We start from the raw sequence: 26,983 nt of genomic DNA, 5'->3' as shown, positions 1-26,983 counted from the left end.
TGCTATAGGTATTTTTATTTGCTGTTTTGTAGAATTCACGGCCAATTTATGCTTCTAATTCCGTTGAATAATTAGATAATCACCTACAAAATAAGTGTTTTCTGGTCAACTTACGCTTCCAACTGCGGCCAACTTATAGGTAAAGTGACAGCTGTTAAAATAATATCTTTCTTGAATTGTTTTCCTTTAAAATACCTCATGTTTGAGTCTCCTAGATCTTGTTTTCTAGAATGTAGCTTCATGTAGAAAACTTTGCAACAGAACTGAAAAAAGTTTAACCGTTTATAAGAAGTGTGAGTTGAAAATATTTACGTTTTGTTTATTTCAAATTAAGAATTTCACAGCAGTCTTCAAAGGGATAAAAGAAGAATCAACTGTTCGTAAAAGTTCGGTTCAGAAGGCTGATAACCAGTGAGGAAAAAAGATAATCACTTAATATTAATCTTGAATGAAAGTTAAAGTTAAGATATGTACAAACCTTTAAATTTTGTTATAAAATGGGAGTTGAAGAAATTCTTAGAATTATTAAGGGGAAAGGCGGAAATGCAGCATGAAGATTAAGCAGTTTATGAGTGTGTGTTTTGCGGCTATTCTTACAGTAGGTTTTGTAAGTGGCTGTGATTCATCCAAAAGCTCAACGAAAGTAAAAGAGAATAAGGTATATGAAGTTGGGGATACGGGAAAATCACAAAATATTGAGCTGAAATTAGAAAGTGCGGAATTTGTCTTACCAGGACAATTTGCGAAACAAACAAATGATAGAATTTTAAAAGTGAAGGTGAGTTTGAAAAATAAAGGGGATAAGGTAATTAAAATGTTGCCACAAGATTTTTCACTATACCAAAAAGATGAAAAAACGAACCTTTATTATACGGCAGATCCAAGTGAGTTAAAAGGAGGAGATGTCGATAACGGGAAGAAAGTATCTGGAACCATTTATTATGATGTGAAAGATTCGTCTTCTTATGAATTAGTTTATAAAAAGTACATTATGAATCCGGAAAAAGAAAAAGAAGAGAAAATTTCATTTAAAATCCAAGGAAAAGAATTGGCGAAAAAAGCAAAAGAGCTACAAAGACCAGCTGAGGCTCTGAATGCATATTTAAATGCAGCCTTCTACGATAAAGATTCTGATAAAATTAATGATTTATCAGGCGAAGATGGTACTGCGTTTGTGAAAGGCGTAGAATCTTCTTTTAAAAGTACAAATGAAAGAATATTTAACAATCAAATTGATGAGCAAGGGATGTTAAATTACTATAAAACTTTAAAAACAGCATTTCAAAAAAATGTAAAATTCGAAACGAAGGTAGTATCCCTAGATGGAGATCGAGCTCAAGTTGAACTAAAAGCAAAACCAATTATGTTGAACGAGTTGAGATCTAGAGTTCAAAGTGAAGCGATGACAATCGCAAATCAAAACCCAAATATCACCAAAGAAGAGTTGACGAAGAAATTATTCGATTATGCAGTACAGTTAATACCGGAAGCAAGAACCAGTGATACGGAAGAAACAGTTAAAATTACTATGCTGAAACACGGGGAAAATCAATGGACTTTAGATACAACCTTTGCAGATCAAATTATGAAAGTATTTATTAAATAATCATAAACATTTTTTGTTAGGATATGTACCTCTTATAAGTTAACGTAATACCTGATGGTGTTATAAACGAAGTCTGTTCATTTACCATTATTGTAAAATTCACATATGTTTTTCAATAAAATGGTAAACTCGAATTGAATGACGGTAAGGAAAAAGATGATACTCGGTTAGTAAAACAAAAATAAATGTATGAAAAGGATTAGGTCTTGAAACCTAATCCTTTCTTAATAAGGAGGTATAGCGAACGTCAAGTAGCCCGGAAATATACTACAGGATCGTTGTATTGCGAGCCTGATTTTTGTTGGGTTTATTCCTTATAAAGAAATTAATCGATCACATTAAATAAGAGCTTGTAGCAAAGTTTTTAAAAGTAAGTTGCATTTTTGTAAATTAAAGCGAGGAATGAAAGTCATTGAAAAAACACTTCATATTACATCAGCATACAAAAAAACGAAAAGGAGTTCATCACCTATATAGTAGGCGATGAACTCCTTTTTTCTTATGAAGTGGACTTTTTCAGTGTCCTCCAAAAATAGTATGAATATTTCTGTTTTTAGGGATGAAACATTCCAATAAGTATTCTGATGGCAATGTGGTAGAATAGTTAGTAGGAATAAACCTAGCTGGCTAAAAATGTGTAGGAATGAACAGAGAAAATAGTTTGAAATGAGGAATGGTATGAGTACAATCAAAAAACGAAAGCCCAATAAGCTAAAAATCATTTTACGGGTATTAATGATTATGATTGGGGCATTTATAACAGCATACGGATTAGAAGCGGTATTAATCCCAAATAACGTTTCAGACGGTGGTGTAACAGGTTTAAGTATCGTGAGTTCGCAATTATTTGGATTGCCATTAGGACTTCTAATTGCAGTCATTAACATCCCTTTCGTTTGGTTAGGGTATAAACAAATTGGTAAAAATTTTGCTATTTATTCGGTTATCGGTATTGCCTCACTAGCGGTCGGTACGGTTCTTATGCACAACGTACACACAATTATTGAAGGTGATACGTTATTAGTTACCGTTGTCGGTGGGATTATCATCGGTTTTGGGATGGGACTAGCACTCCGTAATGGTGGCGCATTAGATGGAATCGATATGTTAGCTGTATTACTTTCTCGAAAATTACCTTTTGGGACAAGTGATCTTATCTTATTTTTAAATATGTTTGTTTTCATTGTTGTCTCAACAGTGTTTGGCCTTCAAGGGGCTATTCTTTCGGCAATTGCTTACTTTATTGCCTCGAAAGTCATTCATATCGTTGAAGTTGGTTTAAGTGGTTCTAAAACATTTAAGATTATTACAAAGGAACCAGAATTAATGGTGGAAACGATTCGAGATCGTTTAGGTCGAAGTGCAACGTATAATGAAGTGTACGGCGGTTATTCAAAGGAACAATTTAAAGAAATCACTTGTGTAATTAACCGTTTAGAAGAAAGTAAAATGAAAGAAATCATTCATGAAATTGATGGAAGTGCCTTTGTTACGGTATATGACGTAGCTGAAGTAAAGGGCGGAAATTTCAAAAAGCATGATATTCATTAATAATAGCTTAGACAACTTGAATATAGTCTCGCAAAAAATCACCTTTTTCGTTTGACGAAAAGGTGATTTTTTATGTTTTATAGTCGCAATGTGGATATGTATAATTTAAAAGTGTAGTGTTTTTTGTCGAATGGTTGATATGTTGTGTCGAATCGCTGATATATTTCAATTTGCGCAGATATATGATGAGAAACGATCGATATATTTAAAAAATCGCTGATATATTTTAAAGGGGTGCTTGAAATGATTGTAAAAGAGCGGAAAAAGCCGATTTATTTGCGTTAGTTAGAAGCATTATTGAGGAGGTTGCCCGTTAATCATCCGAAAAGGGATATAATCGCTGAAAAATTTGCAAAATATATGGCGGGTTATAAAGGTGAAGAAGCTATAGATTATCCGCTAAGCTTTCTACCGGATCAAGAGTACAGTGTTTTACATGATGTACGACTGTTTGATCAGAAACATTACTTTCAAATTGATACCCTTATCGTATCCACACGTTTCATTCTTTTTCTAGAAATTAAAAATATGACGGGTACATTACTTTTTGATACTGAGTTTAATCAACTTATCCGCATATCCGAACAAAATTCAGAGGGGTTTCCAGATCCAATGTTACAAATTAAAAGACAGGAAATACAACTGCGGGCATGGTTACACTCACATGGATTTTCAAACTTCCCAATTGAATCCCTCGTAGTAATTAGTAAACCGCATACAATTGTTAAAGCAGCGTTCCATAATCAAGAACTTCCTCAAAAAATTACTCATAGCGCAAATCTTCCAAATAGAATTAAGCAGTTAGAAAGTGTGTATGTAAAAAAATGGTTATCAGCAAAAAAACAACAAAAATTAGTACAGCATATTATGGCGGAACATTTTCCGTTACAGCCAAATATTCTTGAGCAATACAGTGTTGCGAAAGATGAATTAATAAGAGGTGTGCAATGTCCAGAGTGTCTGTTTATTTCAATGGCTAAAATAAAATCTGGATGGCAGTGTAAGGAGTGTAACACGTTTTCGAAAGAAGCACACAAATATGCCATGCAAGATTATGCGCTTCTTTTAGGAACGACTGTTACAAATAAAGAACTGAAAGAATTTCTAAATATTGAATCGAGTTCAGTAGTGAGAAGATTAATTCACATGATGGAGTTGTCTTATACAGGTGAGAATAAAGGGAGAAAGTATGATTTAACGCTTATGGAATAGCAAGAAAACCACTTCTTAAGTAGTAGAAGTGGTTTTCGCTTTCTTATAAATTGAAACTTTAACCAGCCCTCACTAATCGGGCTTTTACGGGTTGCCTATCTTCCTTGCTTTTTTCTGAATCTTGAGGTGGGGTCTTACTGCCCGCAAATAGTGGGATAAAAATCGTTAATGTAAGGTATATAGAGTTAACGTTTCCCGAATATATATATCGGGATAATTTTGCTATAATATCTGAGTACGATTCACCTATAAAGGAGTGTTAAAAGAAATGAAATCATTTAATGTTGATGAATTTATTGCTAGCGTTTTACAATGGATATTAAATATAGCCCTTATTATATTATCCATTGTTCTATCTATCTTTTTAATTAATGAAACCATTACATTTGTACAATACATATTTTCTGCAAAAAAATATACATCATATAAATTAGTTGAAAGTATTATTGTTTACTTTTTATACTTTGAATTTATCGCATTAATTATTAAGTACTTTAAATCGAATTATCATTTTCCGTTACGTTATTTTATTTATATAGGAATTACAGCTCTTATTCGATTGATTATTGTTTCTCATGAAGAGCCATTTGAAACATTATTATATGCAGGATCTATTCTCATTTTAGTGGTTGCTTTATATATATCTAATTTGAGGGATTTGAAAAAACATTGAAAAAGTAGTACAGACTGAGTAATTGGTTTGTGCTACTTTTTTCTTATGTAAATGGGTTGCTAATACGGGATGAAAATGTATTCATTAATATTTTAAAATTACAATAAAATGAATAATAAATGAATATAAAATTTGAAGGTGAAATATGTTTAATAGGGATATTAACTATATTAAGATTAAAAGATGCAGTTATATACAGTGGTGACGTGTCCTGTTTAATTTGGTACTATATAAGTAGGTAGATTGTAATTATAGAATAAATAGTCATATGTGTTTATATTTATTCGTAAATATGTATGCTTCAAATGTTTTCAGGAGGTTTTCGAATGAAATTACATAAGTTGAAAAATTTGTTACCTTTATCTGCTGCAACAATTACACTAGTATCTAACCAAGGGACGGCTGAGGCTGCAACGGTTCATACTGTTAAAGAGAATGAAGCTCTTTGGAGTATTAGTAAACAATACGGGGTATCTATTCAATCAATTAAACAAGCGAATAATAAAACGAATGATCGAATTTATGTTGGCGAACGTTTAAACATTCCAACTGCTACTACATCAAGTGAATCAGTCTCTCAAAATAATGAAACAGCTACAAATCATTCACTTCAAGCTGTTTATCAAGTTCAAAGAGGAGATACATTAGAAGCAATTGCAAAGCGGTATAATGTATCAATAGAAGCAATTAGACAAGCTAATGGTACAAATGGGGACCGAATTTATGCAGGTCAGCATTTAATTATTACGACAGGGATTTTGGAAAAAGAAATCGATTTAATGGCTCGCCTCGTAACGGCAGAAGCTGGCGGGGAACCTTATGCAGGAAAAGTTGCAGTGGCGAAAGTCATATTAAATCGTGTAGATGCAGATGGATTTCCAAATACAATTACAGATGTAGTTTATGAGCCTATTAAATATGGCTATGCATTTACACCTGTTACGGATGGAAGGATTAATCAGCCAGCAACACGTGAAGCGAGAATGGCGGTAGAAGAAGCGATTTCTACGAAGGGAACGAATTCTGATTGGGTATATTTTTATAATCCAAAAACTTCTACCGATAAATGGATTACGACACGCCAAACAGTTGCTGAAATTGGTAATCATTTGTTTGCGAAGTAATGATATAACAAAAGGATCGTGATTTTTTAGTCACGATCCTTTTGTTATATGCCCCCTAATTTCATTCCAAGAAATGCGAAGAGAATACCAATCGTATAAGTAGCACTTACATATAAAAAGAGTGTCGCTAATTTTTTAGTGGTGAATAGTTGAATGGATTCTAATTTAAAAGTAGAAAAAGTAGTGAAGGCTCCCATGAATCCTGTTCCTAATAATAGTTGCCATTCTGCACTAATTCCTTTACTAAGTAGATAGCCAAGTAAAAAGGAACCTGTTATGTTAATGAGAAATGTAGCAACCGGAAAAGAGGTGGCGTTTCTTTTCTTGAACCAATTACTAATTCCGAAACGTGTAATAGCTCCAAAAAAACCCCCAATTGCTACGAATAAAGCGTAATATCCTGTCATTGTTTCGTACCTCCTTTTGACAGTGAGAAGGGCTGTTTTTGTGTACGCTTTTCGTATGAAATATCTCCAAGTTTATAACCTAATCCAGACATGAAAAGGCCACCTAATACACTGCATACTACATATACAATCGCAAAAGTCCATTCTGAATGATTGATGAATGTAACCGTCTCAACACTAAAAGTAGAAAAAGTAGTAAATGCTCCAACAAACCCCGTTCCGATTCCGGTTACGATTTCTGCAGGAAGTAGTTTCAATCGAGAAATATAAGTAGTGATCCAACCTAATAAAAAACAGCCAACTAAGTTAATAAACAGTGTAGCGAGTGGAAATGGATGATGCCAAAACAAACCGATGCTTATTCCTAAATAGTAACGAGATAGGGCGCCTAATATTCCTGCTATCCCAACAATAATATATACCATTGTTTCACCTCTTCTATAGATTGCTCGAAAAATAGACTCCTACCAGTTTGATACACTGGTAGGAGTCATTAGCTAAGTAGCAGTTATGGCGAACTCCGTCGCCGTATGTATTTCAAATATTAGTGTACTAAATATTTTTGAGGATTTCTAATGAATATGTCTGTAATGAATTGCTTTTCTCCTCATTATCTGCCAAGCTTAAGAAGATAAAATATTTCAGAGAAAGAAATGTATAGGTGAAGAATATGATCGAAATAAAGACTTCCACACTTAGCGATGGAGAATTCAATAGAGGTGTATTTGCGACGCGTGATATAAAAAAAGGTGAACTTATACACGCAGCGCCAGTTATTTCTTATCCGAATGAGGAGCATGTTTTCATAGAGAAAACGTTACTTGCTGATTATGCATTTGAGTATGGAGTGAACCATACTGCAATCCTTTTAGGGTACGGTATGCTATTTAACCATTCTTACACGCCGAATGCGACGTATGAAATCGTGTTTGAGAATCATACGTTTAACTTCTTTGCTTACAAGGATATAAAAGCAGGGGAAGAGATACTCATCAACTATAACGGTGAAGTTGATGACGATGAGTTACTATGGTTTGATAAAGAAAAAGAAGAAAACGATAAATAGTATAGGGCACATGAAAAGAGCGCATTCCATTGGATGTGCTCTTTTGTATGGAATAAAAATATAATTTTTTGAAACCAAATAGACCAGTCGGTTATCTAATAAGTGAAAGGAGGGATACGATGGATGAAATAAAATTGGTTAAAAAAGCAAAAAAAGGTGACGATGAGGCTTTTGAGCAATTGATTTGTTTATATCAAGATCAGTTGTATCGCACTGCATATATATATGTACAGAATAAAGAGGATGCACTAGACGTTGTACAAGAAACAGTATATAAAGCATATCTATCCATAGAACAGTTAAAGAAACCGAACTATTTTCTAACTTGGTTAACGCGTATTCTTATACATAATGCTTATCAGTTACTAGGTGAGAAGAAGAAAGTGAAGAAGATAGAAGACGGAAGAGAAACAAATACATATGGTGATTTGCGAAATACAGTATATCAAATTGAACAAAATATTGATTTGCAGGGAGCAATTCAAAGGTTGGATGAAAATTATCAAACTGTAATCATTTTATATTATTATCATGATCTTCCAATCCAACAAATTGCTTGGCAAATGAACATACCAGATGGAACAGTAAAAACATATTTATATCGAGCGAGACAATTGCTAAAAAAAATATTAGGGGGGAGTGACGAGAATTGGATAAACAGTGGTTTCATGATGAAGTAAATAAAATTGAAGTTCCAAAGCAGGAATTGAATTTGTCTATCAAGCAAGGTATAGCTAGAGCGAAGGCAGAAAAACCAGTGAAAAAGATACATAAGAAAAGAAAAATCGCTTTGTTAACAGCAGCTTCAATATGTATTGGTGTACTAGGGTCGGGATTTGTATTCCCGCAAATGACTCGTGTATTAGCAGAAGTTCCGCTCATTGGGAAAATTTATTCGCATTTTCATGATTCAATTGGTCAAAATCTGTCGGCAAGCAAGCTTGTAACAGAGTTAAATCAGCAAGCAGTGAGCAATGGGATTAGTGTAACGATGAATAGCGTGTATTATGATGGCGGCAGAATTGGGATTACATTTAAAGTAGATAATCCAGATGAAGTAGTAATGAAAAATAATTCGGGTAGAGATTTTTATTATGATTTTAAACTTGTTGATGACAGTCCGAAATGGGGGCGTGCAGCTTCATTTAATGGGAAGATAACTAAAGACGGTTGGCTTGGTAACATCCATATTGATTATCCAGAAAAAGAGCTTCCGCAAAATACAACATTGCCGATTACGATTACATCTATTGGAGACACAAAAGGGATTTGGAAGTTTGATATTCCAGTGCAGCAATTAGAAAATAAAATCATTACGCCGCAGCAATCAGTAAGTAGTGAAGATAAAGAACATACATTTAACTTTGAAAAGATTACAGTTGGAAAAGGATCCGTTGCGATCGACTATAAAGCCATTTATCCACTTATAGGCGAAAATGATTTAGCGAGAATTGGAAAAGTGACGGATGATAAAGGAAATGAAATTGATTTTAAAACATCGGGTATTGAATTTGGGCGAAACAAAGTTGGGAATCGGATAGAATCTGATGAACGGTCTATTTTTGGGAAAATCCCAAATGATGCAGAATATATTACGCTACATCCAAATGTAAGGTTGTCGGAGAAGCAACCTATACATGTATTGAATGAAGCAACACCATTTGAAATAAAAAGTACTCGTAGTGATTTCAAGATGATTGTTAATAAAATTCAACAGAAAAAACAGCGATTGATCGTGCAGTATACGCTTCAAAATGTTGATACAAAGCAGATATCTATGGATGAATTGATAAATTACGGAGAAGTTATGAATGTAACAGATTCTTCTTATTTAGATGAAGAGTTTGCGCCAATTGGTCATGTTATAAAGGGAAGCGATGTGAAGGTGTTAAATAAGGAGAAATTACAATTCCAGGCAACGTTTCAGTTAGACGGAGAATATGGTGTAAAGAATTTTAGTTTAAAGGATTATGTATTAGAAGTAGAGATGTCACCATATCATCCCGAAAAACCATTACCACCAGTTCGAATTCAATTAAAATAATATGCAAAAAGGTGCCACTTTAAATAAGTAGGCATCTTTTTGCATATTACAAATGATTTACAGCTTCTTCATATTTATTTTTGATATGACAAAACACAGACATTCTTTGCAGTTTGAAAAGTTCCTTCTTTAAACATATTTTTTCACGTTGACATGCGATATAATAGACTTTTGTAAAGGTAGAGATTTTCTAGCTTGCATTTCGTGATAGAGGGAATTTTTTGAAGGTAAAGTTTTCTTCGTGATTTTTTGATAAAATAGAGATAGAAGCTATCTTACTAAACTATTCGGGTAATCTATGTGGTGGCCGATTACCTACTTATTTTCAGCATGGTATTACAAGTAGTGTAGTGAATGAACTTGTAAGCGGAATGGAAGAGAATAAGGAGAATGGTTTTAAGAATGGAAAACGATATAGCCATCTTGAATTGCTAACATGTTGCTTCTCTTTTCTACTGAAAAAGAGAGGCTTTCTGTCGGTTTTTCAATTTGTATTTCATAGGCCATTAATCATTAATAGAAATAGAGGAATCATAATATGAATATGCAGGAAGTATATGAAAATTTACGTACGATATTATCAGAAGAACATGTGAAGCAAGATGAAATGTTAAAGGATCATACGCATATTAAAGTAGGCGGGAAAGCGGATGTGTTTGTAATACCTACTACGTATACTGAAATTCAAAAAGTAGTAAAGTATGCTAGTGAACATAACGTTCCTATTACGTTTTTAGGAAATGGTTCAAATGTTATTATAAAAGACGGTGGTATTCGCGGAATCACGTTGAGTTTGACTCATATAACGAATGTTACTGTAACTGGAGAGACGATTGTAGCACAGTGTGGTGCGGCGATTATTGATGTGTCAAGAATCGCGCTCGAGCATTCTTTAACAGGACTTGAGTTTGCTTGTGGTATCCCAGGATCAGTTGGCGGAGCTCTATATATGAATGCAGGTGCGTATGGCGGTGAGGTTGCATACGTACTGACGAAAGCGGTTGTGATGACAGACGAGGGAGAGTTACTTACTCTTTCAAAAGACGATTTTGATTTTGGATATCGTAAAAGTACATTCGCGAATAATCATTACATTATTCTTGAGGGGACTTTTGAACTTGAGAAGGGTGAGTATGCAGAGATTAAAGAGAAAATGGATGATTTAACATACAAGAGAGAATCGAAACAGCCGTTAGAATATCCTTCATGTGGTAGTGTTTTCAAGCGTCCGCCGAACAACTTTGCTGGTAAGTTGATTCAAGACTCTGGACTGCAAGGAAAGAGAATTGGTGGTGTGGAAGTTTCTACGAAGCACGCTGGATTTATGGTGAATGTGGATAACGGAACAGCGCAAGATTATATCGATTTAATTCATTTCGTTCAAAAAACGGTTGAAGAAAAATTTGGTATAAAGTTAGAAAGAGAAGTACGGATTATTGGAGAAGATAAGTAATCATTTGTTTAGATAAAGACGTATGAAAATGTGAATGATTTTTGGCTATGATTGACAATTTAGTTTTCGTTCAATATAATGGCTAATAATTTAACATATCAAATACGTGGAAAGAGCCCGGTAGCAGTTTGTCACTGTTATGAAGAAAGCTAGGGGTTGATGCAACCTAGCACAAACAAACTTGTGAATTACACTCTGGAGTATCCTTAGGTAATGCTAAGCGGAATGGCAATCGATATTATTGCTGTGAGTGATATGAATAGCTATGCTATTTATGCAAACTGGGTGGTAACACGGTGAATAATCGTCCCTATGTCTATTGTAGACATAGGGATTTTTTGTTTAAAAATTGTTCATGGTGAGGATGCATTCATGCAAGCGGTAAAAATTACAAAGGCGCTATTTAGTGGGGATATTAAATCGTTAACTGCGGATGAAATTGAACAAGGGTTTAAAGATATGCCGACATTCCATGCGGCAAAGGAAACGAAAAATATTGTGGAATGGTTAGTCGATTTAGGAATTGAACCTTCTAGACGGCAAGCAAGGGAAGATATTCATAATGGAGCCATTCTGTTGAATGGAGAGAAAGTAACGGATGTAAATATAGATGTTACGGTGGAAAACTCCTCAGGGGGAAGAATTATCATTATTCGTAAAGGTAAAAAGAATTACAGTTTGGTGAAGTTAGGAGAGTAGGGTTTCCATTCCACAATTTTGTCACAAAAAAATCAGTATATTAAGGCTATTATAGAGGTTTATTGAGCCTTTTTGCCGAATAAAAATAATATATAAATTAGATGTTTTAAACTAGGCATGAGTAGATAACCTCTTCCTCTCAAAAAGAAAGAGATTATCTAGTATTTACAAAAAAATGATGTGTATAAAATTCCTTAGTCTTTATAATACAAAGCACTGCTTCGAAGAAAAAAGGGGTCTTGCACTTATTCGCTCCTTTTGTTGTAAACATGGTATGGGATAGAAAAGGGAATGGACCGTTTCTATGCATGAGCGGATGCTCTATTTTGCCCAAAAAAGAAAGTTTTTTTTAATAAAAAAGCCCAAATCATGATGAACCATGATTCGGGCTAATTACTTGGATTAGTAAGCTAAGCTGAATAATCCTTTAATGTGTGATAAGTAACGAACGTTACTTGCTTCTTTCATTAATGATGCTGGTAAGCCTTTAAGTGGAGTTGAGCTTGCTCCGATTGTTGCAACAGCATCTTTACGTCCTAGACTTGCAAGTGTTCCAGAGTTTACTGGTGCAAACTCTTCGAATGCTTTGCCTTCTAGTGCTGCGTATAAGTTATATCCAATTAACTCACCCATTTGCCAAGCGATTTGTGCAGTTGGTGGGTATGGACGACCTTCTGGACCGAAGACAACAGCGCTGTCTCCAGCAACGAATACGTCTTTGTGAGAAGTAGATTGTAGGTATGCATCAACAGTTGCACGACCGCGGTTTACTTCAAGACCTGATTCGCCGATTAATGGGTTACCTTGTACGCCGCCTGTCCAAACGAATGTATTTGCAACGATTTTTTGACCGTCTTTTAAGTCGATTTCATTGCCAGCAACGTTTGTTACAGGAAGACCTGTTAAGAATTTAACGCCGCGTGCTTCTAAGCTAGTAGTTGCACGTGCAATTAAATCGTCTGGTAATACTGGAAGGATTTTTGGACCTGCTTCAACAAGAAGTAATTTAACTTCTTTCGGATTTACGCCGTGGCTTTTTGCAAGTTTAGGCATAATGTCAGCAAGTTCACCAACTAGCTCAACACCAGTTAATCCGCCGCCGCCGATTAAGATTGTAGCATCAGCTTCATTTTTTGTTTTTGCGTATTCGCGAATACGATCTTCAACGTGTTTGAAGATTTTGTTTGCATCAGCAGCAGATTTTAATACCATGCTGTTTTCTTCTAGTCCTGGAATGCCGAAGTAAGCAGTTTTACTTCCTAAAGCAACTACAAGTGCATCGTAAGATAAAGTAGTGCCACCAGCTAGTTTGATTTCTTTTTTATCTACAGAGAATGACTCAACAGTTGCAATTTTAAGATCGATGTCTTTGCCTTTGAAAAGTTTTGTAAGAGGCATTGCAATTGCTTGCTCAGAAACGTTACCTGCTGCTAAGCGGTGTAATTCTGTAATAATTTGGTGTGTTGGGTATTGGTTAATCACTGTAACTTGTGCTTCTGATTTGCTGTAGTATTTACGTACGTTTAAAGCAGCAAGAAGACCGCCATAACCAGCGCCTAAGATGACAATTTGTTTTGACATAGTATGATATCCCCCGTCTTTACTAATTGTTGTTATAAGATAAATTATTTATTATTGCGTTCTGCACTAATTTGAAGATAAGCATTGACAAAGCGGAACATTTTTTGTGCTTGTGGATCTTTTAGTAATTTTAACAGACCGAAAAGACCGATAACTTCTGTGCTTTCATCAGCGCGATCTTTCGCTTCGATTGCAGTTGCAGCCATGCTTTTCACTGTATCTTTTACAGGCTCTACAATCTCTTGGATTGCGCCAACAGTGTCACTTTTTAATACTTCGTCAGTAGCAACAGTTTGAGCGAAGTCATAAGACTTAGTTAAAATGTTAACAAGCTCAGTTAATTTTGGAAGCTGTTCTACTAGTGTAGTTAATGATTCTTGTACCTCAGGTTTTAACAATTGATCAAGTACATCAAGTTGTCCTTGGCTAGCAGAAATTTGTAAAGATTCTTGTTCAGGCTTTGTTTGCGTCATAGTTTCTGGCATCTCCAATTCTCCTTTACGATAGCAATACTCTTATTTTTTTAGGAATAAACATTCCCGATTAGCAGGTAAGCGTTAGCAAAAGTTTATACAACTCTTCACAAAACGCAATAAAATGCTTTTAAATTTATGACTGTGAGTAGTAACTTGGTCATAAATCCAAAACCATAATTTCTTACCTGTTATTTATGAACTGACCGATACATGGCTTGTCCGTATAATAGAAAGTTCCTTTATCGGAAAGTGTATATAATATATCTTATATTATATACTATATACACTCATGTTAACATAAAAATGATCTCTAATTATTCGAATTTGAGTCTGTAACCTAGTATTAGCAAGGGAAAAGAGTATATATTTTATTTTACTGTTACTTAAATAGATAGAAAAAAAGGAAAAATGAGCAGATGACTGTTCTTTTTTCCTTTTTTGGTTAGGATTGATTTCCTTGCGATAGGAGCATCGAGGAATTTCCGTTCTTCTCGAGATGGCATTCTCCCCAAGTGCAAAGGGAATCAAGGATCGCTTCTAAGGACCAACCGTAGTCGGTAAGGGAATACTCAACTTTTGGTGGAACTTGATTATATACTTTTCTTTGAATAACACCGTCTTCTTCTAATTCACGCAATTGTTGTGTAAGCATCTTTTGGGTAATACCGGGCATTAAACGTTTTAGTTCGCTCGTTCTTTTTGTCCCTTTTGTTAAGTGACAAAGAATAACAACTTTCCATTTCCCGCCGATTACTTCTAAGGTTGCTTCTACAGGAATATTGTATTTCTTCATATATTACAACCCCCTTTAATGAGTATTTTATAGTCATATGTTACTTTTTAGTGCCTATAGAACTTAAAAGTACGTACTGTTTTTTATGTTGAACATGTTTCATAATAGCATACGTAAGAGGCAAATGAGTAGTACGTTACAAAAAGGTACCTAAGTTACTTTTAGGTACCTATCGTACTTTCAAGTGCGTTCTTTCAAATAAGAATGAAACCATTCATAATAGCAGTTAAGAGCAGTAACATTATATGTATCACAAGATAAAAGGGCCTTTTTATCACACTATTATGATTGGATTTCTCGCATTAAGGAGGAGTTCAATTGAGTTCATATACGGCACTTTCTTCAGGTGTTCAAACAAATCGAAGAAGTATGTTTGCTTTATTAGCACTAGCGATTAGTGCATTTGGCATTGGGACAACTGAATTTATTAGCGTTGGTTTATTACCATCGATTTCAAATGATTTACATGTTTCCGTTACAACCGCTGGTTTAACAGTTTCTTTATATGCATTAGGAGTAGCGTTTGGTGCGCCGGTCTTAACGGCACTAACAGCTAGTATGTCACGGAAAACATTATTAATGTGGATTATGATCGTCTTCATTATTGGTAATAGTATAGCGGCGATGGCAACGAGTTTTGCAGTATTACTTAGTGCGCGAGTTGTATCTGCATTTGCGCACGGTGTATTTATGTCAATCGGTTCAACGATTGCAGCCGAACTTGTACCAGAACATAAACGTGCGAGTGCAATTGCTTTTATGTTTACAGGTTTAACAGTTGCGACAATTACAGGTGTACCAATTGGAACGTTTATTGGTCAACAATTTGGTTGGAGAGCTTCTTTCATGGTTATCGTAGTGATTGGAGTCTTTGCTTTAGTGGCGAACAATATTTTGATTCCATCAAATTTACGCCAAGGTACGCGGGTATCATTTCGTGATCAAGTAAAACTTGTAACAAATGGAAGATTGCTACTTGTGTTCATTATTACGGCGCTTGGGTACGGTGGAACATTCGTAACATTTACGTATTTATCACCACTGTTACAAGAAGTGACTGGTTTTAAACCGAGTACTGTTACGATTATTCTATTTGTGTATGGAATTGCCATTGCGATTGGAAATACGATTGGTGGAAAACTATCGAATCGTAATCCGATTCGTGCGTTATTTTATATGTTTTTCATTCAAGCGATTGTACTATCCGTACTTACATTTACAGCGCCATTTAAGGTTGTAGGAATAATTACAATTATTTTAATGGGGTTATTCGCATTTATGAATGTACCGGGATTACAAGTGTATGTTGTGATGTTAGCTGAGCGCTTTGTCCCAAGTGCTGTAGATGTTGCGTCCGCTATGAATATTGCAGCCTTTAATGCTGGGATTGCACTTGGTGCATACTTAGGTGGTATTGTAACGAATTCATTAGGATTAATTCATACAGCGTGGGTTGGAGCTATTATGGTAGCTGGTGCAGTCGTGTTAACGGCATGGAGTATGAGGTTAGAAAAGAAAGATCAAATAAAAGAATTAAAGGAGAGAACAGCATAATGAAAAATTTACAAAGTACAACAACATTGCATAATGGCGTAGAAATGCCTTGGTTTGGTTTAGGTGTGTTTAAAGTAGAAGAGGGGCCAGAACTTGTTCATGCTGTAAAAACAGCAATTAAAGAGGGGTACCGCAGTATTGATACAGCAGCAATTTATCAAAATGAAAAAGCTGTAGGAGAAGGTATTCGCGAAGGGATAAAAGAAGCTGGTATTTCACGAGAAGATTTATTCATCACTTCAAAAGTTTGGAACGCAGATCAAGGATATGAAACGACGTTAGCTGCATACGAAGAAAGTTTAAACAAATTAGGTCTAGAGTATTTAGACTTATACCTTGTTCATTGGCCTGTAGCTGGCAAATATAAAGACACATGGAAAGCGTTAGAAACACTTTATAAAGAAGGACGCGTACGTGCAATTGGTGTGAGTAACTTCCAAATCCATCATTTAAAAGATGTAATGGAGGATGCAGAAATCAAACCGATGATTAACCAAGTAGAATATCATCCGCGTTTAACACAAAAAGAATTACAAAGCTTCTGCCGTGAGCAAGGCATTCAAATGGAAGCTTGGTCACCTTTAATGCAAGGGCAGTTATTAGATAACGAAACATTACAAGAAATTGCAGATAAATACGGTAAAACGACTGCACAAATTATTTTACGCTGGGATCTACAAAATGAAGTTGTAACGATTCCGAAATCAACAAAAGAACACCGTATTATCCAAAATGCGGACATCTTCGGCTTTGAATTAACGAAAGAAGATATGGAAAAAATTGATGCGTTAAATCAAAATCATCGCGTCGGTCCAGATCCGGATAATTTCGATTTCTAATCGTGTGAACAAGAAGGGTGCAAGGGTGCACTCTTCTTTTTTGTTTGTAAAAATTGAATATTCTAACAAAAATATTTACTCCTTATATAAAATGGGATATCTTAAATTTATAATATAAAATTTGTAGGAGGCATATATGAATAACAATCGAACAAGTCATTTCCGAATGTTAATTACTACCGCGCTATTCGCTGCTATTATCGGTATTTTGGCACAAGTTACAATTCCGCTTCCGCTGGTCCCTATCACGGGCCAAACGCTAGCGATTGGACTGACTGCTACAATTTTAGGATCTCGTTATGGTACGTTATCTGTATTGTTGTATGTGTTAATCGGTGCAACTGGAATCCCTGTTTATGCAGGGTTTAGTGGTGGTTTATCAGTTTTATTTGGTCCGACAGGTGGTTTTTTATTCGCATTTATCCCAACTGCATTTTTAATTGGTTTTTTAACGGAAAAAATGAAACTTACATTTTTGAATTCATTAGTAGCGAATATTTTAGGGATGCTTGTGACGTTAACGATTGGAACTGTATTTTTAAAATATGTAGCATCATTAGGATGGCAAGCGGCTTTCCTAGGTGGATTTGTTCCTTTTTTAATTGTAGGAGTGATAAAGGCTGCGCTAGCAGCGTGGATTGGAATAAAAGTACGAGGTGCGTTAGTGCGTTCTAAATTACTTCTTCAAGAAAATTAAATCATTGTAACGTGAAAAGTATAGGTGATCCTATGCTTTTTTTGATGGCTATCATGCATAAAAGAAAACTTTAACTTAATACTATACAGTAGTAAATTGGTTATTTTATAAGGAGTTGTGAACATGAAACAATCGTATAAGGTATTGGTTGCTGTTTTTGGTGTTTTATTTGTATTTGCGAATTTATTATTCCCACTTCAAAAAGCATTTGCAATGGTTATGGATCATACAAAGTATGAACTGGACTGGACCTATAGTAACGTTCTAAAGAGAAAGATTCAAACAGACTTGATTAAAACAGATGATGGAAAAATTGTCTTTTGTTTAAACGAGCCGTTACTATCTCCAAGTGGTCATGATTTACCTGAAATGGGTAATGTGGATGTCGGTGTATACCGTGTATTATTAAATGGATATCCACAAAAAAGTCCACAAGAATTAGGTGTTTCAGATTGGAAAGAGGCGCATTATGCCACGCAACTGGCTGTTTGGCTTGCGTTAAAACAAATTAATATGGATGATTTAGAATTCCGTAATAAAAATGTGGAAAAGTTAACGAAAGATATTGTAGCGAAAGCAAATAGTAGTACAGAGGTACAAGACATTACGATGAGTGTTACACCGACAGAAAAACAAGAAGCGACATTGAAAGATGGATTTTTTGAAACAGACTTATATACAGTACAAACAAATGCAACAAGTGGAACGTACCGAGTGCAAGCGACAGGAGCACCTGAAGGCGTAAAGTTTGTAAATGAAAAAGGTGAAGCGAAAACAGAATTTAATGTAGGAGAAAAGTTCCGCATTTTAATTCCGAAACAAACTCCATCAGGTGAATTTAGCTTTAAAGTATCAGGAACGTTAACGAAATTAAAAGGCATTGCCCATAAAGGGACAGCGACGATTCAAAATGCAGTCGTTTTATTAGAGCGTAGTGAGGAAAAAACAGGACCAGAATTGGCGGTAAGTTGGAAAAAAGGAGAAGCTCCACAAAAGCCGAATAAACCATATAAAAGATAAGAAAGCACTGGCGAATTGCCAGTGCTTTCTTCAGAGTGTTGGGAAACAGGAGTTAGGGGGCCTCCTGTTTTTTGTCGTTTTTTGCTGGTTAGTTGATATCCTTTGTCGAATCGCTGATATATGATGAGAAACGATCGATATATTTGAAAAATCGTCGATAAAATTTCATTCACCACTTTATCCCGCATTAACGGGCAGTAAGACTCCCACCACAAGATTCAGAGAGAAGCAAGGAAGATGGTTGGGAAAGCCCCCACTGATTAAAGTTTCACTTTATACGAACCAACCTCGTCAGATTACTATTATTCAGCTTCTGAAACAACTGTGAAGCGTTCGTTCACATGCTTTGGATTTTCGATTTCATCAAGTGCAGCTACAGCGAAATCTTCGTAACTTACGTAGCTATCACCTTTTTCGTTAACAAGAAGGTGATCTTTACCCGCCTTGTAAGAACCAGTACGCTTCCCTAATGCAAATAGTGCAGAAGGGCTGATGAATGTCCAAGTAATATCAGTTGTTTGTTCTAGAATTTCAAGGTTTTTACCTTGGTTTTGAGCTGTCGCAAGGTATTCATTTGGGAAACCTGGTGTTTCAAATACACGCGTTGTTTTTGCTTCATCTACAAATAAGCTTCCAGCTCCGCCAACAACAAGTAATTTTGTGTTTGGAGCACCTTTCATTGCTTCGATTAATACGTTTCCTGCATCTACATGAAGATATTCTCTTCCTGCTGGAGCAGCAAATGCATTTACAACTACATCAAATACTTGAAGATCATTAGCAGTAAGATCAAATACGTCTTTTTCCAAGGTTTTCACATTATTTTCTGTGATTTTTGCAGCATTTCTTACGATTGCAGTAACTTCGTGACCACGATCAATTGCCTCTTTTAAAATACGACTTCCCGCTTTTCCGCTTGCTCCGATAATTCCGATTTTCATCATGTATCCCTCCAAGTGTTTTTTATAAAATTAATGCTTAAAATGTATGTCTGAAAATGAATAGATGTCTGTAAATCAGGTTGTTTATCACCCGATGTAACCATTATAGTTACAGGTTTATTTTTTGTCAATTGCTTTGTTTATAAAAATTATTTCTTTATGTAGTATGTGCGTTTCTTAAAATAACGAGTCATATATCCTTTCATATAACATGGATATGTAATAAAACCTAACATATGGAAGTGAAATTTTGTCGAAAAATGTTGATTTTTGAATATTTTTTAAATATAATTCGATTTATGAGGAAAAAATGGAGGGGACTAACAGTATGAATATTTTAGAACAGTTTGTTTCATCAACGAATACGTTTCTTTGGTCATATATTCTGATCGCAATGTTAATTGGCTTAGGGCTTTATTTTTCTTTTAAATTGAAATTTGTACAAATTAGCCATTTAGGGGAAATGGTACGATTGATGAGTGACGGACTAACTGGAAAGACACGTAAAAAGGGAAGCGTATCTTCTTTCCAAGCTTTCTGTATGAGTTCAGCAGCCCGCATTGGGATCGGTAACTTAGCTGGTGTAGCGTTAGCGATTTCTATGGGAGGACCTGGCGCCGTATTTTGGATGTGGGTAATTGCAATTATTGGGGCATCTTCCAGTTTCGTAGAAAGTACACTTGCACAAATTTATAAAATAAAAGATGGCAGTGGATTCCGTGGTGGTCCTGCTTATTATATGGAAAAAGGTTTAAATAAACGTGGGATGGGAATTTGGTTTTCTATTCTTATTACAATTAGTTACGGTTTAATTTTCAACTCAGTACAGGCGAATACAGTTACATTAGCATTTGAAAATGCTTTCGGTTTTGAACGTTCAATTGTTGGGATTGCGTTAGCTGTATTAATCGCGGTTATTATTTTTGGCGGTGTTAAGAGTATTGCACGTATGTCAGAAATGATTGTTCCACCAATGGCAATCCTTTATATTGGAGTGGCTCTTTTCGTTGTTATTAAAAACTTCTATTTACTACCAGATGTTTTTACCGAAATCTTTAAAGGTGCATTCGGTTTAGATTCAGCTGTAGGTGGTGGTATTGGAGCAGCGATGAAGTACGGGATTCAGCGCGGATTATTTGCGAATGAAGCAGGTATGGGGAGTGCACCAAACGCGGCTGCAACAGCAGATGTAACACACCCAGCTAAACAAGGATTTATTCAAACAATTGGAGTTTTAGTAGACACATTTTTAGTATGTACATCAACAGCATTTATCGTACTATGCTCTGGAGCATATAAGGCAACAAATTTAGAAGGAATTGAATTGACGCAAAAGGCGCTAAGCTCACAAATTGGTCCATGGGCAAGTAGCTTTTTAGCAATTATTATTTTCCTATTTGCGTTCAGTTCACTTCTAGGAAACTATTATTATGGTGAAACAAATATCGAATTTATTAAGAAAAGTAAAACATGGTTAATGGTTTACCGTGCTGCAGTAGTTGGAATGGTTCTATTCGGTTCTGTTGCAACGCTAAAAATTGTTTGGAGTATGGCAGACTTATTTATGGGGTTAATGGTAATCACAAACCTAATTGCGATTACACTTCTTGGCCGATTTGCATATGCTGCGTTGGCAGACTATGTAAAACAAAAGAAGCAAGGGAAAGACCCAGTCTTCCATGCAGACTCGATTCCGGGTTTGAAAAACACAGAGTGTTGGGGAGATTCTAAGGTAACAAAAGAAAAAGAAGAACAAGCTGTATAATAGGAAAAGAGGCATCAGAAAAAATCTGATGCCTCTTTTCTATTTTGACGTAAAAGACGAACATTAATAGTTTTTTTGTGTTTATTGTAATTTTTTTTGAAAATCTGAAGATGTCAGTTGGAAATTATGTTAGAATGGTTAAGGTCTTTCCAGATAAGAGATAAGGTGGATTTTTATTCAGATCAGATGTCTTTTTATAGGTTAGGTGAAAGTTCGGATTATTTCTTGTTTTACATGGTCAGACGTTCAACGTTTTAATACATTGCCGGAACGTTGAATAAGGTTTAAATGGAGGATTTTATATATGAAGTTTGTTATGTTTCTTGTAGGATTACTTGTTGTATTTGTACTCGGTTTTCTTATAAGTGCGGATCGCAAGAAAATTAAGTATAAACCAATTGTGGTTATGCTTGTTATTCAGTTGGCATTATCGTACTTTTTATTAAATACGCAGATTGGTTATATTTTAGTAAAAGGAATTTCTGACGGATTTGGGGCATTACTTACATATGCGGAATCTGGAATCGTTTTCGTATTTGGTGGTCTTGTTAATAAAGGAGAGGTTTCTTTCTTCTTAACAGCATTATTACCAATCGTGTTTTTTGCCGTATTAATTGGAATTCTGCAGCATTTTAAAATTTTACCGTTATTTATTCGTTCAGTTGGTTTCTTATTAAGTAAAGTAAATGGTTTAGGTAAACTAGAATCATATAACGCGGTAGCGGCAGCTATTGTTGGGCAAGCTGAAGTGTTTATTACAGTAAAAGATCAACTAAGCAAAATACCAAAGCATCGCTTATATACACTTTGTGCATCGTCTATGTCGACAGTATCGATGTCAATCGTCGGCTCTTATATGAAAATGATTGAACCAAAATATGTAGTAACAGCACTTGTATTAAATTTATTCAGTGGTTTTATTATTATTCATATTATTAACCCGTATGATGTTACAGAAGAAGAGGATACACTTAAGTTAGAAAATAAACAAAAGCAATCGTTCTTTGAAATGTTGAGTGAATATATTATGCTTGGTTTTACAATTGCAGTAACAGTGGCAGCAATGTTACTTGGTTTCGTGGCGTTAATTACAGCAATTAACAGCCTATTTGATTCTATTTTCGGTATTACATTCCAAGCGATTTTAGGATACATTTTCTCACCACTTGCATTTGTAATGGGAATCCCGCAATCAGAAATGGTAACTGCTGGACAAATTATGGCGACAAAATTAGTATCAAATGAATTTGTTGCTATGCTTGACCTTGGAAAAGTAGGAGGAGAATTATCGGCTCGTACAGTTGGAATTTTATCTGTATTCCTTGTATCGTTTGCCAACTTCTCATCTATTGGAATTATTGCAGGAGCAACGAAAGGGATTGATGAAAATCAATCAAATGTTGTATCTTCATTTGGATTAAAGCTTGTGTATGGTGCAACGTTAGTAAGTATTTTGTCAGCGATTATCGTTGGTGTTATGTTATAAGGAAATAGATTGAAAAAACTTAAGAGGACCTGTTCATGGGTAGATCCTTTTGTAGTTTCGTATAAAGATGGTTTCGGTATTAGACCGTAACCATCTTTTTTTATGTGTCAGGAATAAATTTACATATCATTTCTTTAAAAAATTATGTTGCATTTCAAATAGATAACGCTTACAATTTGTTTGTGGGTGGCATCATTTCCATACTTTCAAATAAGTAAAGAGGAAGAGGCTACTAATTGAAATTTATGTAAACGCTTACTGATTTTAGGCGATATTGTAAAGTGAATAGTATGTAAGGGTTCTATTTTTTTAAAATCTATGGTCAGACGTCATTCGTTGGACGACCAATAATTCATGGAAGTGGAGGATTCACATATGAAGCTAGTTATGTTTCTAGTCGGTTTACTTGTTGTATTTGTACTCGGTTTTATAGTAAGTTCAGATCGGAAGAAAATTAAATATAAGCCGATTGCAATTATGCTTGTTATTCAATTAGCATTGGCATACTTCTTATTAAATACAAATATTGGATTGGCATTAGTAAAAGGAATTTCAAATGGTTTTGGTGCCATTTTAAAATATGCGGAAGCAGGAGTTAATTTCGTATTTGGTGGTTTAGCGAATGATGGACAAGCACCATTCTTCTTAACGGTATTATTACCAATTATTTTCTTAGCGGTATTAATTGGGATATTACAACACTTCAAAATTTTGCCGGTTATTATTAAAGCAATTGGATTTGTATTAAGTAAAGTAAACGGTCTAGGTAAACTAGAATCATATAATGCAGTAGCTGCTGCGATTGTTGGTCAAGGGGAAGTATTTATTACAGTAAAAGATCAACTTAGCAAATTACCAAAAAATCGTTTATACACACTTTGTGCATCTTCTATGTCAACAGTGTCAATGTCGATCGTCGGTTCTTATATGAAAATGATTGATCCTAAGTTTGTAGTAACAGCACTTGTTTTAAACTTATTTAGTGGATTTATTATTGTTCATATTATTAATCCTTATGATGTAAGTGAAGAAGAAGACATTTTAGAATTACAAGACGATAAGAAACAAACATTCTTTGAAATGTTAGGCGAATATATTATGCTGGGGTTCTCGATTGCAGTAACAGTAGCAGCAATGTTAATTGGATTCGTAGCATTGATTACAGCAATTAACGGTGTATTTGATTCTATTTTCGGTATTACGTTCCAAACTATTTTAGGATATGTATTCTCACCGTTAGCATTTGTTATGGGTATTCCAACATCAGAGATGCTAGCTGCAGGACAAATTATGGCAACAAAATTAGTAACAAACGAATTTGTGGCGATGCTTGATTTAGGAAAAGTAGCTGGTGACTTATCAGCTCGTACAGTAGGTGTTTTATCAATTTTCCTTGTATCTTTCGCAAACTTCTCATCTATCGGAATTATTGCAGGGGCAACGAAGAGTATTGATGGAAAACAAGCAAACGTTGTATCTTCTTTCGGATTAAAGCTTGTATATGGTGCAACATTAGTAAGTGTATTATCAGCAGTTATCGTTGGAGTTATGTTATAAAATGAAGAAAGCAATGAGCGGATCGCTCATTGCTTTTTATTTGGAGAGAAACATGATAATCTGACGAGATGGGTTCGGATAAAAGGGTGAATGAAATTTTACCAGCGATTCGACAAAGGATATCGACTAACCAACAAAAAATGACACAAAAACAGGAGCTCCTAGCTCCTGTTTTTGCATCGATTTAACTCACTTTCTTTAATTGTCGCTTAAAAGCAGGTCTTTTCAAATAAGTCCCAAGCCTCCAGACGTATTCAACTGGTCCCATACGATATTTTCGTAACCAATACGTGCTAACGTATAATTGAATGACGTAAATGAAAATTGTTAATACAATGCCAAAGAAGTAACCTATTTTTCCATATAGGCCGAAACCGTACGCATAAAAAATTGTAGTCGCAATGATAGATTGAGCTAAATAGTTACTAACGGACATTTTCCCCATATTCGCCATATAAGTTAGTAAGCGTGATGCTTTTTTGTACTGGAATAATAAAAGGATAGAGCTTCCGTAAAAAAGAGTCATACTGAGCGGTGTCACACTGTCTGTTAACATAATAAGAAGCGGTTGTTTTGTTACGAGTGCTAAAATTTTTACCGAGAAAGAAAAAATACCACTAATTAGGCAGATCTTTTTGAGGGAAGGCAAATGTTTATCTATTTCAAAAAGCCAACCTTTTTTTCCGACATACATTCCTAATAAGAATAATGGTGTCATGAAAATCAGTGCGAACAATGTTATGAAAAATGTGCCGAAAAAACCAGTGATTCCTAAATATTCAAAAGGGTTTTCATTTAGCCGGAAGTTTACATGATCCATATAGCTACCAGTTTCATGAACGTCGCGTTCTTTGGCGATATAAGGTGCAAAGTCTTTGGCCATATTGGCATCTGATTCGGTAGGATAAGACATGAATATTGTTAATACTAGTAATATGGAGGCCCAAATCAGTAATGTTTTTGGTTTGCGATTTATAAAGATCATTAATAAGATTCCAATAATTCCATAACCGAATAAAATATCTCCATCCCAAATAAAGGTGCCGTGAATATATCCGATGAGTAATAAAATGATGATGCGTCTTATATAGACAGGAAAGAACCGTTTTTCTTTTGCGACAATGCTTTTTTGCAGCATGATGATACTAAGTCCAAATAAAAAAGAAAATAGGGAGATGAAATTGTGGGTTCCAAAAAATTGTATAAACCAGTTGGTGCCCTCATCGATCTTCCCAAGAACATAAGTAGGCTGTTCATCGCTAAACATGCCAAATTGAATTAATGTCATATTCACGAGCATAATACCGAATAAAGCAAAACCACGAATAGCATCGATTGCTTCTACACGTTGATTCATCGTTTTTTCTCCTCTTATTTTTATTTTCCCTTTACAAATCATACCATTCTCAAGGGCATTCCTATGTAAAATGAACGAAGAATTAAGCTGATTTTAATCAAGTGTTAAGGTAAGAGGAGATGTACAGGAGTGCATAAAAAATCACCTTAACAAACTCGGTTAAGGTGATAAGAGTTTTACTCAGCAGGAGGAGTAAAAGTACGTTTTTCTAATTCTGCATCTAACATAAATAGAGCGTTAGAATCATTTGTAATGCGTTTTAGTTTTTGAATAATGCTGTCAAACGAAGCTTCTTCTTCAACTTGTTCGTCAACGAACCATTTTAAGAAGGTAATTGTAGCGTGTTCACGCTCATCCCAAGCGATATCAGATAAGTTGTAAATCCGCTTTGTTACTTCACGCTCATGCTCAAGTGCGATTTCAAATGCACTTAAAACAGATTCATATTCATTATTTGGATGTTCGAATCCAGTAATAATGGCACGTTCCCCGCGGTCATTGATGTAATTATAAAGCTTCATTGCGTGGAAACGCTCTTCTTCTGCTTGCACAAGAAAGAAATTTGCAAATCCATCGTAGCTTTCTGATGTGCAGTAAGCAGCCATTGCCATATAAACATGAGCAGAGTAAAATTCGAAATTCATTTGATCGTTAAGTGCGTCGTGTAATTTAGTAGATAACATTGAAATCCCCCTTACTATTATATCGGAAATATTATAACATAATTGAAAAGTGTTCTCATTTCGTTTCTTGAAATCTTCTAGAAAGTTTTTCTACATGTGCTTCCATAATATCTTGCAAGTCCAAATCATATTTTTGAGAAAGAATAATGAGATTAGCGAGTACATCCCCAAGTTCTTCTTTTAATTCAATTTTCAATTCTTCTACTCGTTTTTCCTGTTCATCAGGGCGATCACGTCCAATTTCAATGGCGCGTACAACCCTTGAAACTTCTCCCACTTCTTCCGTTAAGAAATTTAGGCGAATAAAAGAATTATACTGTGACCAGCTTCGTTTTTCGTAAAATTCTTCAACCCAACTTTGAAATTCAATTATATTCATTTCTTTCTCATCCTCTCAAT

At 35.0% G+C, this 26,983-nt stretch carries 25 protein-coding genes, 1 pseudogene and 1 riboswitch; of the genes and pseudogenes, 17 read left to right on the top strand and 9 right to left on the bottom strand.

All coding sequences use genetic code 11. From position 1 onward, the window contains the following. Positions 1–550 precede the first annotated feature (550 nt). The 5 genes from ACX5JI_RS14720 to ACX5JI_RS14700 all read left to right on the top strand — a co-directional run bounded on the left by ACX5JI_RS14720 (position 551) and on the right by ACX5JI_RS14700 (position 6,166). Positions 551–1,606 carry a DUF5105 domain-containing protein gene (locus ACX5JI_RS14720; protein WP_459501785.1) on the top strand — a complete coding sequence of 352 codons (1,056 nt, stop codon included), beginning with the start codon at positions 551–553 and terminating at the stop codon, positions 1,604–1,606. A gap of 678 nt (positions 1,607–2,284) precedes the next feature. After that, positions 2,285–3,157, top strand: coding sequence for a YitT family protein (locus tag ACX5JI_RS14715; protein WP_459501784.1), 873 nt, complete (start codon positions 2,285–2,287; stop codon positions 3,155–3,157). 297 nt (positions 3,158–3,454) lie between these two features. Beyond that, positions 3,455–4,369 carry an NERD domain-containing protein gene (locus tag ACX5JI_RS14710; protein WP_459501783.1) on the top strand — a complete coding sequence of 305 codons (915 nt, stop codon included), beginning with the start codon at positions 3,455–3,457 and terminating at the stop codon, positions 4,367–4,369. A 268-nt stretch (positions 4,370–4,637) separates the two neighbouring features. Then, positions 4,638–5,042 carry a phosphate-starvation-inducible protein PsiE gene (gene psiE / locus ACX5JI_RS14705; RefSeq protein WP_459501782.1) on the top strand — a complete coding sequence of 135 codons (405 nt, stop codon included), beginning with the start codon at positions 4,638–4,640 and terminating at the stop codon, positions 5,040–5,042. A 326-nt stretch (positions 5,043–5,368) separates the two neighbouring features. Continuing rightward, positions 5,369–6,166, top strand: a complete 798-nt coding sequence (locus ACX5JI_RS14700) for a cell wall hydrolase (protein ID WP_459501781.1) — start codon at positions 5,369–5,371, stop codon at positions 6,164–6,166. Positions 6,167–6,210: 44 nt separating this feature from the next. Here the strand turns inward: ACX5JI_RS14700 and crcB (ACX5JI_RS14695) are convergent, their stop codons facing one another. Next, complete coding sequence (gene crcB, locus ACX5JI_RS14695) at positions 6,211–6,573, bottom strand: fluoride efflux transporter CrcB (RefSeq protein ID WP_459501780.1); 363 nt, start codon at positions 6,571–6,573, stop codon at positions 6,211–6,213. Further along, a complete protein-coding gene (crcB, locus tag ACX5JI_RS14690) occupies positions 6,570–6,998 on the bottom strand; it encodes a fluoride efflux transporter CrcB (protein WP_459501779.1) in 429 nt (142 codons plus the stop codon). Before crcB (ACX5JI_RS14690) ends, crcB (ACX5JI_RS14695) begins: the two co-directional genes overlap by 4 nt. A 52-nt stretch (positions 6,999–7,050) precedes the next feature. Continuing rightward, positions 7,051–7,110: riboswitch (Fluoride riboswitch) on the bottom strand. Between the two features lie 133 nt (positions 7,111–7,243). On the opposite strand from crcB (ACX5JI_RS14690), the gene ACX5JI_RS14685 reads away from it, so the two are divergent. The 5 genes and pseudogenes from ACX5JI_RS14685 to ACX5JI_RS14665 form a co-directional block, all read left to right on the top strand. Continuing rightward, entirely contained in the window at positions 7,244–7,639 is a 396-nt protein-coding gene (locus ACX5JI_RS14685; RefSeq protein WP_459501778.1) for an SET domain-containing protein, read from the top strand. Positions 7,640–7,758: 119 nt separating this feature from the next. Then, a complete protein-coding gene (locus ACX5JI_RS14680) occupies positions 7,759–8,319 on the top strand; it encodes a sigma-70 family RNA polymerase sigma factor (protein WP_459501777.1) in 561 nt (186 codons plus the stop codon). Continuing rightward, the gene (locus tag ACX5JI_RS14675; RefSeq protein WP_459501776.1) at positions 8,289–9,683 is read left to right on the top strand and encodes a DUF4179 domain-containing protein; all 1,395 of its coding nucleotides are present in this window, start codon (positions 8,289–8,291) and stop codon (positions 9,681–9,683) included. The genes ACX5JI_RS14680 and ACX5JI_RS14675 overlap by 31 nt, the downstream gene beginning before the upstream one ends. 538 nt (positions 9,684–10,221) lie before the next feature. Continuing rightward, positions 10,222–11,136: a UDP-N-acetylmuramate dehydrogenase gene (murB, locus tag ACX5JI_RS14670; RefSeq protein WP_459501775.1), complete on the top strand. Its 915-nt coding sequence runs from the start codon at positions 10,222–10,224 to the stop codon at positions 11,134–11,136. A gap of 345 nt (positions 11,137–11,481) precedes the next feature. Then, a pseudogene (locus ACX5JI_RS14665) lies at positions 11,482–11,835 on the top strand (S4 domain-containing protein); the annotation flags it as partial. A 402-nt stretch (positions 11,836–12,237) separates the two neighbouring features. On the opposite strand, the gene ACX5JI_RS14660 reads toward ACX5JI_RS14665, so the two are convergent. The 3 genes from ACX5JI_RS14660 to ACX5JI_RS14650 all read right to left on the bottom strand — a co-directional run bounded on the left by ACX5JI_RS14660 (position 12,238) and on the right by ACX5JI_RS14650 (position 14,685). Next, positions 12,238–13,416 carry an NAD(P)/FAD-dependent oxidoreductase gene (locus ACX5JI_RS14660; protein ID WP_459501774.1) on the bottom strand — a complete coding sequence of 393 codons (1,179 nt, stop codon included), beginning with the start codon at positions 13,414–13,416 and terminating at the stop codon, positions 12,238–12,240. A 44-nt stretch (positions 13,417–13,460) separates the two neighbouring features. Then, a complete protein-coding gene (locus ACX5JI_RS14655; protein WP_459501773.1) occupies positions 13,461–13,901 on the bottom strand; it encodes a DUF1641 domain-containing protein in 441 nt (146 codons plus the stop codon). A gap of 433 nt (positions 13,902–14,334) precedes the next feature. After that, positions 14,335–14,685: a winged helix-turn-helix transcriptional regulator gene (locus ACX5JI_RS14650; protein ID WP_459501772.1), complete on the bottom strand. Its 351-nt coding sequence runs from the start codon at positions 14,683–14,685 to the stop codon at positions 14,335–14,337. Between the two features lie 369 nt (positions 14,686–15,054). On the opposite strand from ACX5JI_RS14650, the gene ACX5JI_RS14645 reads away from it, so the two are divergent. The 4 genes from ACX5JI_RS14645 to ACX5JI_RS14630 all read left to right on the top strand — a co-directional run bounded on the left by ACX5JI_RS14645 (position 15,055) and on the right by ACX5JI_RS14630 (position 18,795). Then, on the top strand, positions 15,055–16,239 hold the full coding sequence (locus ACX5JI_RS14645; protein ID WP_459502040.1) for an MFS transporter: 1,185 nt from the start codon (positions 15,055–15,057) through the stop codon (positions 16,237–16,239). After that, the gene (gene pgoN / locus ACX5JI_RS14640; RefSeq protein WP_459501771.1) at positions 16,239–17,078 is read left to right on the top strand and encodes a glyoxal/methylglyoxal reductase; all 840 of its coding nucleotides are present in this window, start codon (positions 16,239–16,241) and stop codon (positions 17,076–17,078) included. The genes ACX5JI_RS14645 and pgoN overlap by 1 nt, the downstream gene beginning before the upstream one ends. Positions 17,079–17,214: 136 nt before the next feature. Beyond that, positions 17,215–17,775, top strand: a complete 561-nt coding sequence (locus tag ACX5JI_RS14635; RefSeq protein WP_459501770.1) for a biotin transporter BioY — start codon at positions 17,215–17,217, stop codon at positions 17,773–17,775. A gap of 117 nt (positions 17,776–17,892) precedes the next feature. Beyond that, positions 17,893–18,795, top strand: a complete 903-nt coding sequence (locus ACX5JI_RS14630; protein ID WP_459501769.1) for a thioester domain-containing protein — start codon at positions 17,893–17,895, stop codon at positions 18,793–18,795. Positions 18,796–19,097: 302 nt separating this feature from the next. Here ACX5JI_RS14630 and ACX5JI_RS14625 read toward each other — a convergent pair whose 3' ends face one another. Further along, positions 19,098–19,736, bottom strand: a complete 639-nt coding sequence (locus tag ACX5JI_RS14625) for an NAD(P)-dependent oxidoreductase (RefSeq protein ID WP_459502039.1) — start codon at positions 19,734–19,736, stop codon at positions 19,098–19,100. Positions 19,737–20,064: 328 nt separating this feature from the next. Between ACX5JI_RS14625 and ACX5JI_RS14620 the strand changes: the two genes are divergently transcribed. The 3 genes from ACX5JI_RS14620 to ACX5JI_RS14610 all read left to right on the top strand — a co-directional run bounded on the left by ACX5JI_RS14620 (position 20,065) and on the right by ACX5JI_RS14610 (position 24,544). After that, positions 20,065–21,501: an alanine/glycine:cation symporter family protein gene (locus tag ACX5JI_RS14620; protein WP_459501768.1), complete on the top strand. Its 1,437-nt coding sequence runs from the start codon at positions 20,065–20,067 to the stop codon at positions 21,499–21,501. Between the two features lie 304 nt (positions 21,502–21,805). Next, entirely contained in the window at positions 21,806–22,987 is a 1,182-nt protein-coding gene (locus ACX5JI_RS14615) for a NupC/NupG family nucleoside CNT transporter (RefSeq protein WP_459501767.1), read from the top strand. A gap of 375 nt (positions 22,988–23,362) precedes the next feature. Next, positions 23,363–24,544, top strand: coding sequence for a NupC/NupG family nucleoside CNT transporter (locus tag ACX5JI_RS14610; protein ID WP_459501766.1), 1,182 nt, complete (start codon positions 23,363–23,365; stop codon positions 24,542–24,544). A gap of 184 nt (positions 24,545–24,728) precedes the next feature. Here the strand turns inward: ACX5JI_RS14610 and ACX5JI_RS14605 are convergent, their stop codons facing one another. From ACX5JI_RS14605 to ACX5JI_RS14595, 3 genes are all read right to left on the bottom strand, one after another. After that, positions 24,729–25,901, bottom strand: a complete 1,173-nt coding sequence (locus ACX5JI_RS14605; protein WP_459501765.1) for a DUF418 domain-containing protein — start codon at positions 25,899–25,901, stop codon at positions 24,729–24,731. 176 nt (positions 25,902–26,077) lie between these two features. Next, positions 26,078–26,584, bottom strand: a complete 507-nt coding sequence (locus ACX5JI_RS14600) for a ferritin (protein WP_459501764.1) — start codon at positions 26,582–26,584, stop codon at positions 26,078–26,080. Positions 26,585–26,639: 55 nt separating this feature from the next. Then, the gene (locus tag ACX5JI_RS14595; protein WP_459501763.1) at positions 26,640–26,963 is read right to left on the bottom strand and encodes a MazG nucleotide pyrophosphohydrolase domain-containing protein; all 324 of its coding nucleotides are present in this window, start codon (positions 26,961–26,963) and stop codon (positions 26,640–26,642) included. Positions 26,964–26,983: the final 20 nt, after the last annotated feature.

This window comes from Bacillus sp. C1, assembly GCF_054570475.1.
The sequence above is the reverse complement of the archived record's forward strand: the minus strand, read 5'-3'. Positions and strand labels throughout refer to the sequence as shown.

Coding starts and splice junctions, on each gene's coding strand:
- ACX5JI_RS14700 (WP_459501781.1), top strand. CDS start 5,369: ATGAAATTACATAAGTTGAAAAATTTGTTACCTTTATCTGCTGCAACA.
- ACX5JI_RS14635 (WP_459501770.1), top strand. CDS start 17,215: ATGAATAACAATCGAACAAGTCATTTCCGAATGTTAATTACTACCGCG.
- crcB (WP_459501780.1), bottom strand. CDS start 6,573: ATGACAGGATATTACGCTTTATTCGTAGCAATTGGGGGTTTTTTTGGA.
- ACX5JI_RS14615 (WP_459501767.1), top strand. CDS start 21,806: ATGAAGTTTGTTATGTTTCTTGTAGGATTACTTGTTGTATTTGTACTC.
- ACX5JI_RS14655 (WP_459501773.1), bottom strand. CDS start 13,901: ATGCCAGAAACTATGACGCAAACAAAGCCTGAACAAGAATCTTTACAA.
- ACX5JI_RS14625 (WP_459502039.1), bottom strand. CDS start 19,736: ATGAAAATCGGAATTATCGGAGCAAGCGGAAAAGCGGGAAGTCGTATT.
- ACX5JI_RS14680 (WP_459501777.1), top strand. CDS start 7,759: ATGGATGAAATAAAATTGGTTAAAAAAGCAAAAAAAGGTGACGATGAG.
- pgoN (WP_459501771.1), top strand. CDS start 16,239: ATGAAAAATTTACAAAGTACAACAACATTGCATAATGGCGTAGAAATG.
- psiE (WP_459501782.1), top strand. CDS start 4,638: ATGAAATCATTTAATGTTGATGAATTTATTGCTAGCGTTTTACAATGG.
- ACX5JI_RS14715 (WP_459501784.1), top strand. CDS start 2,285: ATGAGTACAATCAAAAAACGAAAGCCCAATAAGCTAAAAATCATTTTA.
- ACX5JI_RS14620 (WP_459501768.1), top strand. CDS start 20,065: ATGAATATTTTAGAACAGTTTGTTTCATCAACGAATACGTTTCTTTGG.
- murB (WP_459501775.1), top strand. CDS start 10,222: ATGAATATGCAGGAAGTATATGAAAATTTACGTACGATATTATCAGAA.
- ACX5JI_RS14605 (WP_459501765.1), bottom strand. CDS start 25,901: ATGAATCAACGTGTAGAAGCAATCGATGCTATTCGTGGTTTTGCTTTA.
- ACX5JI_RS14610 (WP_459501766.1), top strand. CDS start 23,363: ATGAAGCTAGTTATGTTTCTAGTCGGTTTACTTGTTGTATTTGTACTC.
- ACX5JI_RS14720 (WP_459501785.1), top strand. CDS start 551: ATGAAGATTAAGCAGTTTATGAGTGTGTGTTTTGCGGCTATTCTTACA.
- ACX5JI_RS14600 (WP_459501764.1), bottom strand. CDS start 26,584: ATGTTATCTACTAAATTACACGACGCACTTAACGATCAAATGAATTTC.
- ACX5JI_RS14685 (WP_459501778.1), top strand. CDS start 7,244: ATGATCGAAATAAAGACTTCCACACTTAGCGATGGAGAATTCAATAGA.
- ACX5JI_RS14650 (WP_459501772.1), bottom strand. CDS start 14,685: ATGAAGAAATACAATATTCCTGTAGAAGCAACCTTAGAAGTAATCGGC.
- ACX5JI_RS14660 (WP_459501774.1), bottom strand. CDS start 13,416: ATGTCAAAACAAATTGTCATCTTAGGCGCTGGTTATGGCGGTCTTCTT.
- ACX5JI_RS14595 (WP_459501763.1), bottom strand. CDS start 26,963: ATGAATATAATTGAATTTCAAAGTTGGGTTGAAGAATTTTACGAAAAA.
- ACX5JI_RS14645 (WP_459502040.1), top strand. CDS start 15,055: ATGTTTGCTTTATTAGCACTAGCGATTAGTGCATTTGGCATTGGGACA.
- crcB (WP_459501779.1), bottom strand. CDS start 6,998: ATGGTATATATTATTGTTGGGATAGCAGGAATATTAGGCGCCCTATCT.